Annotated in this window: 7 protein-coding genes and 1 pseudogene; 7 read left to right on the top strand and 1 reads right to left on the bottom strand. The window is 57.8% G+C overall.

What is annotated here, in order from left to right:
• The 5 genes and pseudogenes from U9R81_RS10755 to U9R81_RS10735 all read left to right on the top strand — a co-directional run.
• Positions 1–181: pseudogene (locus tag U9R81_RS10755) on the top strand (hypothetical protein); the annotation flags it as partial.
• Positions 182–277: 96 nt separating this feature from the next.
• Positions 278–1,192 (top strand): phosphate ABC transporter permease subunit PstC, encoded by a 915-nt coding sequence (pstC, locus tag U9R81_RS10750; protein ID WP_322495452.1) that lies wholly within the window; start codon positions 278–280, stop codon positions 1,190–1,192.
• Complete coding sequence (gene pstA / locus U9R81_RS10745; protein WP_322495451.1) at positions 1,192–2,127, top strand: phosphate ABC transporter permease PstA; 936 nt, start codon at positions 1,192–1,194, stop codon at positions 2,125–2,127. The genes pstC and pstA overlap by 1 nt, the downstream gene beginning before the upstream one ends.
• Before the next feature lie 19 nt (positions 2,128–2,146).
• Positions 2,147–2,950, top strand: coding sequence for a phosphate ABC transporter ATP-binding protein PstB (gene pstB / locus U9R81_RS10740; RefSeq protein WP_322495450.1), 804 nt, complete (start codon positions 2,147–2,149; stop codon positions 2,948–2,950).
• 271 nt (positions 2,951–3,221) lie between these two features.
• Complete coding sequence (locus tag U9R81_RS10735) at positions 3,222–3,497, top strand: hypothetical protein (RefSeq protein ID WP_322495449.1); 276 nt, start codon at positions 3,222–3,224, stop codon at positions 3,495–3,497.
• A gap of 340 nt (positions 3,498–3,837) precedes the next feature.
• Here U9R81_RS10735 and rpmB read toward each other — a convergent pair whose 3' ends face one another.
• The gene (gene rpmB, locus U9R81_RS10730) at positions 3,838–4,023 is read right to left on the bottom strand and encodes a 50S ribosomal protein L28 (protein WP_066789540.1); all 186 of its coding nucleotides are present in this window, start codon (positions 4,021–4,023) and stop codon (positions 3,838–3,840) included.
• A 103-nt stretch (positions 4,024–4,126) separates the two neighbouring features.
• On the opposite strand from rpmB, the gene U9R81_RS10725 reads away from it, so the two are divergent.
• Both U9R81_RS10725 and recG read left to right on the top strand, forming a co-directional pair.
• Entirely contained in the window at positions 4,127–4,981 is an 855-nt protein-coding gene (locus tag U9R81_RS10725; protein WP_322495448.1) for a DegV family protein, read from the top strand.
• A complete protein-coding gene (gene recG, locus U9R81_RS10720; RefSeq protein WP_322495447.1) occupies positions 4,978–7,563 on the top strand; it encodes an ATP-dependent DNA helicase RecG in 2,586 nt (861 codons plus the stop codon). The genes U9R81_RS10725 and recG overlap by 4 nt, the downstream gene beginning before the upstream one ends.
• Positions 7,564–7,714 lie beyond the last annotated feature (151 nt).

Here is a 7,714-nt window from a genome sequence, read left to right as displayed (position 1 = left end):
GAACTATGTGTTCGGCGAGCAGTTCACGGCTCAGATCCAGACGCCGGAGATCGGCTACGTGGCGCTCTCGAAGCAGTTGTACACCGCGATTGCCAAGCGCTTCAATGACCGCGTTCTCGGCACGTTGGTGAAAGAGGGTGAAGAGGTTGGCCTGACCCTCGACCGCTACTTGGACAAGTAATACGATTGGGGTTGCAGGATGGGCAAGCAGCCTTGCCCATCCTGCGCCTTTATGGTAGGCTAGATAGGGAATGAACGCACCGTAAAGGAGATGCTTGTGGCAGTTACCGATCTCCGTAAGCCTATCAATCCGGTTCGTGCTATTGGCGAGAAAGTCCTCCAAATTATTCTGTGGCTAGCAGCAGCCATTTCAATTTTTACCACTGCTGGTATCGTATTCTCACTGATTTTTGAAACAATAGCGTTCTTTAATGAAGTTTCGATCATTGAGTTTTTAACTGACACTGAATGGACGCCGCTCTTTGCCAACCAACGGTTTGGCATCTGGCCGCTGGTATCGGCGACGGTGCTTACGTCGGTGATTGCGATGGTAGTGGCGGTGCCGCTCGGCTTGATTGCTGCTATCTTTCTCAGCGAATTTGCCGATGATCGGGTACGACGTGCGGTCAAACCGTTATTGGAAATTTTGGCCGGCATCCCCACGGTGGTGTATGGCTATTTTGCCCTCACCTTTTTGACCCCGCTGCTGCGTAATTTTATTCCTACCCTCAGCATCTTTAACTCGTTAAGCGCTGGTCTTATCATGGGGGTGATGTTGATCCCGATTGTGGCCTCGCTCAGTGAAGATGCCCTCTCGGCGGTACCCAACTCGTTACGCGAAGCCGCGTATGGCCTTGGCTCCACCCGCTTCGAGGTGGCAGTGCATGTGATCTTGCCAGCAGCGATTTCGGGTGTCATTGCCTCGATTGTGCTCGCCTTCTCGCGCGCCGTCGGCGAAACAATGATTGTCGCAATTGCCGCCGGTCAAAACCCGCGGCTGACGTTTGATCCCACAGTACCAGTGATGACGATGACTTCGTATATTGTGCAGGTCAGCTTAGGTGACACGCCGTACGGCTCACTGAGCTACCACACGCTCTACGCGGTTGGCTTTACGCTCTTCCTGTTCACCTTCGTGCTGAATATCTTCAGCTACTGGATGGTGCGTAAGTTCCGGGAGGTCTACGATTAATGTCTGCACAAGAACAACTTGGCGTGAAAGCTCGGATGGTAGAGACGAGCGTTGATCGTGGCAGCGGCAATCTGAAGTGGCGCCATTTCAAGGGTAAAATTCTTACCGTATTAGGATGGTTTAGCATCATCTTCGGCTTGGGCATGCTGCTGGTGTTGGTTCTCGATGTCGTGAATAAGGCGACAGGGATTTTCAGCGGTGGCACCAATTGGCTGACGTGGGAGTTTTTCAATAACTTTGACTCGCGCTTTCCGGCGCGAGCCGGCGCGAAAGCAGCAATTTACGGCACACTCTACACTATTATTTTGACGATATTCTTCGCCTTTCCGCTCGGTGTGGCGGCGGCGATTTACCTTGAAGAGTATGCCAGAGACGACTGGTTTACCCAGTTAGTTGAAATCAATATCAGCAACCTTGCTGCGGTTCCGTCGATCATCTACGGCTTGCTGGGCTTGCAAGTCTTCGTGCGCTGGCTTGCATTTGGCCGCAGCATTTTAGCTGGGGCGTTGACCCTTGCGCTGCTCGTAGTGCCGATTATTATCGTCGCCTCCCGTGAATCTATCCGAGCTGTGCCCTCTAGTCTGCGCCAAGCTAGTTATGCTCTCGGCGCTACTCGCTGGCAGACGGTGTGGAATGTCGTGCTGCCGCAATCGATCGGCGGCATTCTCACCGGCAGTATTCTGGCCGTCTCGCGCGCGATTGGCGAAACGGCGCCGCTGATTACGATCGGCGCCTTGACCTTCGTACCCTTCTTGCCGCGTGACCTCTTCGATGTCTTTACCGTGCTGCCGATCCAGATCTTTAACTGGACGTCGCGCCCAAATGATGATTTCCGCGCGCTCGCAGCAGCCGGTATTTTGGTGTTGCTGACCATTTTGTTGACGATCAACGCGCTGGCAATCTATCTGCGCAATCGTTACCAGAAGCGTTATTAAGCGTAAGTGAAGGTACGCAATGACAATCGTTCATGAGATGGATCGGAGCAATCCGAACGCAATTGAAGCGCGCAATATGAGCGTCTATTACGGCTCGTTTCGCGCGGTAAAGAACGTCAATCTAGCGATCGAGAAGAACCGGATCACAGCGCTGATCGGCCCTTCCGGCTGTGGCAAGAGTACCGTACTGCGCTCGTTCAACCGGATGAATGATCTGGTGGCTTCGGCGCGGGTTGAGGGTGAGGTTCTCTTCCATGGCGAGAATATTTATGCGCTGGGAGTCGATCCGGTCAATGTCCGCCGCCGGATTGGGATGGTGTTCCAGAAGCCGAACCCCTTCCCCAAGAGCATCTACGAGAATGTGGCCTACGGCCCGCGGATCAATGGCTGGAAGCTGTCGAAGCGCGAAATGGATGAACTTGTTGAGCGTTCGTTGCGCGGCGCAGCCCTGTGGGATGAGGTGAAGGATAAGCTCAATCAGAATGGCTTGTCGCTGTCGGGTGGCCAGCAGCAGCGTCTCTGCATTGCCCGCGCCCTCGCCGTCGAGCCGGAAGTGATTTTGATGGATGAGCCCTGTTCGGCGCTTGACCCGATCTCGACCCTCAAAATTGAGGAGTTGATGTTCGGGCTGCGCCAGAACTACACGATTATTATCGTGACCCACAACATGCAGCAGGCATCGCGCGCATCCGACTATACCGCCTTCTTCCTGATGGATCGCGATCGCGCCGGTGAGCTTATTGAGTATGGCCCTACTTCGCAGATCTTCCAAAACCCGAAAGACGAACGCACCGAACAGTATATTTCGGGCCGGTTTGGTTAATTGACAACGAATGGGGAACGAATAAGTGAATGGGAAGTCTCATCGCTGGAAGACCATAACCTTCCGGCGATGAGGCTTTTTTGCTGGTAGGGTTTTGCGGCGAGATCGGGGCACGCCCATCTGTCATTGCGAGGGAGGGATGGCTTCCAGCGGAGCTGGATTGCGCCCGACCGAAGCAATCTCCTGCTTTAGCGGAAACAGACACTCAGCGGATACCTGTAACCGCTCTGGCTACGCTGAAAGCAGGATTCATTCAGCAACGGAGCTGGTTATGAAACGCGCAATGGTGCTCTTGGCAGTGCTGGTGATGCTGCTCGGCGTGTGTGATCTCTCCGATCTGCCCTTCAGGCCTGAAGACCCCAATGCGCCGTGCTGGTTTCAGTGGGCGACCCGGTCGTTGCCTGACGATGCGCAGGCAGTGCATGAAGCATTGGCGGCAGCCGGTATTGGAGCGCGTGAGGTGTCGGCCAGCGGTTTTGGTGAAGTATGCGTGACCAGCCGCGGTACGGTGAAGGGTTTGGGAGGCAATCAGAGAGGGTTGGCGTGACATTGGACGTTGCTAATCTGGCTGATCACGCGGCCTTAGGCGATCAGCTCGGCCTTGTTATGAACACCATCGATAGCGTGCCTAGTCTTGCCTCCGACACATCGGTGTAGATCACGCTCTAGTCGCCAGATGCGAAGGCGGCTTGCGCAATTGATTTGCGCGCGGCAGCCCAAGCCTACCGTGACGGTATAAAAGGCGAGCAGCTGTTGGCCCAGTTTTGGACGTGCCCGCTATCTTGATGGTTTGCGCGGCGCTAGCGTATCGGCTATAATGAGCAAAAGCGCAGAGGCCAGCGTCCCTGCTGGGCACTGGCCTCTCCTAATGGATGCCGAACCGCACCTTAGCGCGTCTTGGCCAGTGTGCGCATACAGCGGGTGCAGATCCGCACCTGCACCGGCTGGCCGCCGGGTGCCATCAACGTCGTCTTCTGGATATTGGGCCGCCAGATCCGGTTGGTCCGGCGCTTTGAGAAGCTGACATTGTGACCAAATGAAGGTTGTTTGCCGCAGAGTTCACATTTTGCCATAGGACTACGCTCCGAAACGTACATCTCTTTAATAGTCACACTTTGCGAGACTATACCATATTGTATCCGCTTTGGCAAACCGCTCCGTACCATAGGGCAGACCATGGCACTGATGAAAGTCATTACTGACGGCGCGAGCGACATTCCGTTTGAGGTGGCGCGCGACCTTGAGATCGAAGTTGTGCCGCTTTTGGCGCAGATCGACGATCGGCTGTATCGGATTGGAATTGATATTAGCGAAGATCAGGTCTATGATCTGCTCTTCAATGGCCACGATCGGGTTGAGATCGTCAAACCGTCGGCGACGGTCTTCGAGCAGCTTTACCGTAGCCTGCTTGGTCGCTATGACTATGTGTACTCAATCCACCTCAGCCACCGGCTCGGATCCATTCTGAGCGAGGCGCAAACTGCCTGCGCGTGGCTGCCGGCCTCAAATACGCGCATTGAGGTGATTGATAGCAAGCTAGCCGGGATGGGGCAGGGGTCGGTCGCCATTGCCGCCGCTCGTGCCATCCGCGATGGCATGTCGCCCGCTGAGGTGAGCGACTTGATCGGCCAGACTATTCGCCATACCCACAGCGCCTTTTTCGTCGATACGATGGAATATCTTGAGCAGAGCGGGCTTTTGACGTTTAGCGGCTCGCTCATTGGTTCGATGCAGCGGATCAAGCCACTCATGATCCTCGATGAGGGCGAGATTGTGCCCTACGAGCGCACGCGCACCCGTGCCAAGGCGATTGAAGGTCTCTTCACCTTTGTCGAAGATTTCCCTCACGTCGAAGATGTGATCATTCATTACGCCACCACGCCGGAAGATGTCGAGAAGTTGCTCGAGAAGCTCGATCCGATTTTTCCGCGCGATCGGGTGCAGGTGTCGCGAATGGGGCCGGCGATTGCGGCCCGGCTTGGCCCCGGCGCGATGGCGGTGACGGTGTTTGAAGGCTTCGATGAGGCATGACCGAGGTTGAGCGACAGCAGGTGACGGCGCTCGGCAAGGTATTGGCCGCCGAGCGCCGTGATGGGTGCGCTGATCGGGTGATCGATGACGGTTTGCTGGCGTTTCTCCGGCACTGGTCGGCTGCTGCTGGCAGCGCCGCGCGCTTGCCGGCGGTGCAACGCGCGATCGGGTGGTTGGTGGGGTACGACGGTATGACGCTCGCTGAACGCGATCAGGCGTTGGCCGCGGCGATCGAAGAGCTGCGGTCACTCTTCCGGCCTGCCCCCAATTCGCCGGAACCCGCGCCGGCGCCTGAACCGGCGCTTCCTGCTCCCCGCCGCATGGCAACGCGGCAAGTGCGCAATCGGGCGGCGCCGATGCCGAAGCGTCCGCTGGCTGAGCTGGATCTTGATGCTAAGCTCGAACAGATTAGTGGAGTTGATCTGCGGCTCGTGGGAGGTTTTCGCCGGCTTGGCGTCGTGACCATCCGCGATCTGCTCTACCACTTTCCCCGCCGCTATGATGATGTCAGCCGCCGCCGTTCGATCAGCGAATTACAGCTTGGCGCCGAAGAGACCGTGATCGGTGAAGTGACCGACGTGCGCACGATCGGCGCCGGCTCCAAGCTGCGAGTGCGGGTGGAAGTGAGCGATGAGACGGGTTCGATTGAAGCGATCTTCTTCAATCAACGCTGGATCGCGCAGCAGATCAAGGTCGGCCAGACGATTGCGCTGAGCGGGAAGGTGACGGTGTTCGGCGGCAAGCGCCAGTTCAGCAGTCCACGCTGGGAACGCTACACGCCTGATCCTGATGCGCTCTTGCACACGGGCCGGCTGGTGCCGATCCACCCGCTCACGCAGGGTTTGCACGAGAATCAGGCCCGCCGCTTTATCAAGCACGTGATCGATGCAATGGCGCCGCGGGTGCATGATCATCTGCCGCCGCACCGCCGCGAACAGGCGCGACTGTTGCCGCTTGGTGAGGCGCTGGCCCAGATTCACTTCCCCGATTCGCACGAGACGCTGGCCGCCGCTCGTCGTCGGCTCGGCTTCGACGAGTTTCTCTTCATCCAGCTCGGCGTCTTGCAGCGCAAACGGCTCTGGCAGAAAGAGCTGGGGTTGCCGTTTACCATCGACATGCAGGTGCATGCCGAGTTGCAGCGCCGGTTGCCGTTTCAATTTACCGCTGCCCAACAGCGGGCGATCGGTGAGATCTTTGCCGATCTGCAGCGGCCGTCGCCGATGGCGCGCTTGTTGCAGGGTGATGTCGGCAGCGGCAAGACGGTGGTGGCGGCAGCGGCGTTACTGCAAGCCGTCGCCAACGGTTTTCAGGGGGCGCTGATGGCTCCCACCGAGATTTTGGCCGAACAGCACGCCAAGAATCTCAAACAGTTACTCAGCCGGGTGCGGGTGCCGCGCAAGGCGGCGGTAACCACGCCTACCGAGACGTACCACCAAGCCGATTGGCGGTCCTTGCTCGATCCTGATGATGCGGCCAAGCTGACCGAGATCGTAGCAATTTTGGGCATGACTCCCGAAGAGGATATGGAGGGGCAGGGAGTGCGGGTCGCGTTGCTCACCGGCAGTTTGGGTGCGCGCGAACGGCGACGGGTGCTGGAAGGGATTGCGCGCGGCGAGATCGATCTGGTGATTGGCACCCATGCCTTGATCACCGAGACGGTGCAGTTCGCCAATTTGGGCTTGGTGGTGGTTGATGAGCAGCACCGCTTCGGCGTCGAGCAGCGGTTGCGGTTGAAGAACAAAGGCTGCAACCCGCACATGCTGGTGATGACGGCGACCCCTATCCCGCGCACCCTAACACTGACCATCTACGGCGACCTCGATGTCTCGGTGCTTGACGAACGGCCACCGGGCCGGCAAGAGATCCGCACTCGCCGGATAAGTCGGTCTGAACGTGAAAAAGCCTATCGCCACATCCGCAAGCAGGTGGCCGAAGGCCGGCAGGTATATGTGATCTGCCCGCTGGTCGAAGAGAGCGAGAAGCTCGATCTCCCTTCCGCCGAAGAGATGTACGAGCGCTTGCAACACGAGGTCTTTCCCGATTTGCGAGCGGCCTTGTTGCACGGCAAGATGCCGGCGCGCGAAAAAGATGAGGTGATGCGCGCATTTCGCGATCACCAGTACGATATACTGGTGGCGACGGCGGTGATTGAGGTTGGCATCGACGTGCCCAACGCGACCACGATCGTGATCGAAGGCGCCGAGCGGTTTGGCTTGGCCCAGTTGCACCAGTTTCGGGGCCGGGTGGGGCGGGGCAGTCACCAAAGCTACTGCATTCTGATCAGCGATAGCGACAACCAGCAATCGAAAGAGCGGTTGGCGGCGTTGGAGCAAACCAACGATGGCTTTAAGCTGGCCGAAATCGATCTGCAACTACGCGGGCCGGGTGAGTTTTTCGGTACGCGCCAGAGCGGGACACCCGACCTGAAGATGGCCCAACAGGGCGATACTCGGCTGCTGGCCGAAGCGCGCCGGCTGGCCGAAGCGATCTTGAATGATGATCCTGAACTGGCCCACCCCGAACATCAACTGTTGCGCCAAAATGTCGATGCCTTCTGGGCCAAGGCATTGCAAGCGGGGTGAGCGGAGTCGTCAGCGAAGGAATAGGGCGACGCGCCGCGTCGCCTTTACCGCATCTTCAGCAGCAATGGAGCTTGCTCATGCACCAACAGCCCATCACGTTGCCGCCGGCACTGGGTGAGGCGACCTTGTTGAAATGGCTCGTCGCCGTAGG

Origin of the sequence: Chloroflexus sp., from assembly GCF_034435895.1 — a bacterium.
Taxonomy (GTDB): Bacteria; Chloroflexota; Chloroflexia; order Chloroflexales; family Chloroflexaceae; genus Chloroflexus.
This window is presented reverse-complemented; position numbering and strand designations above follow the sequence as displayed.

Bases quoted from the DNA above. Each gene is read 5' to 3' on its own strand.
- pstA (WP_322495451.1), top strand. From the start codon at position 1,192: ATGTCTGCACAAGAACAACTTGGCGTGAAAGCTCGGATGGTAGAGACG.
- pstB (WP_322495450.1), top strand. From the start codon at position 2,147: ATGACAATCGTTCATGAGATGGATCGGAGCAATCCGAACGCAATTGAA.
- U9R81_RS10735 (WP_322495449.1), top strand. From the start codon at position 3,222: ATGAAACGCGCAATGGTGCTCTTGGCAGTGCTGGTGATGCTGCTCGGC.
- rpmB (WP_066789540.1), bottom strand. From the start codon at position 4,023: ATGGCAAAATGTGAACTCTGCGGCAAACAACCTTCATTTGGTCACAAT.
- U9R81_RS10725 (WP_322495448.1), top strand. From the start codon at position 4,127: ATGGCACTGATGAAAGTCATTACTGACGGCGCGAGCGACATTCCGTTT.
- recG (WP_322495447.1), top strand. From the start codon at position 4,978: ATGACCGAGGTTGAGCGACAGCAGGTGACGGCGCTCGGCAAGGTATTG.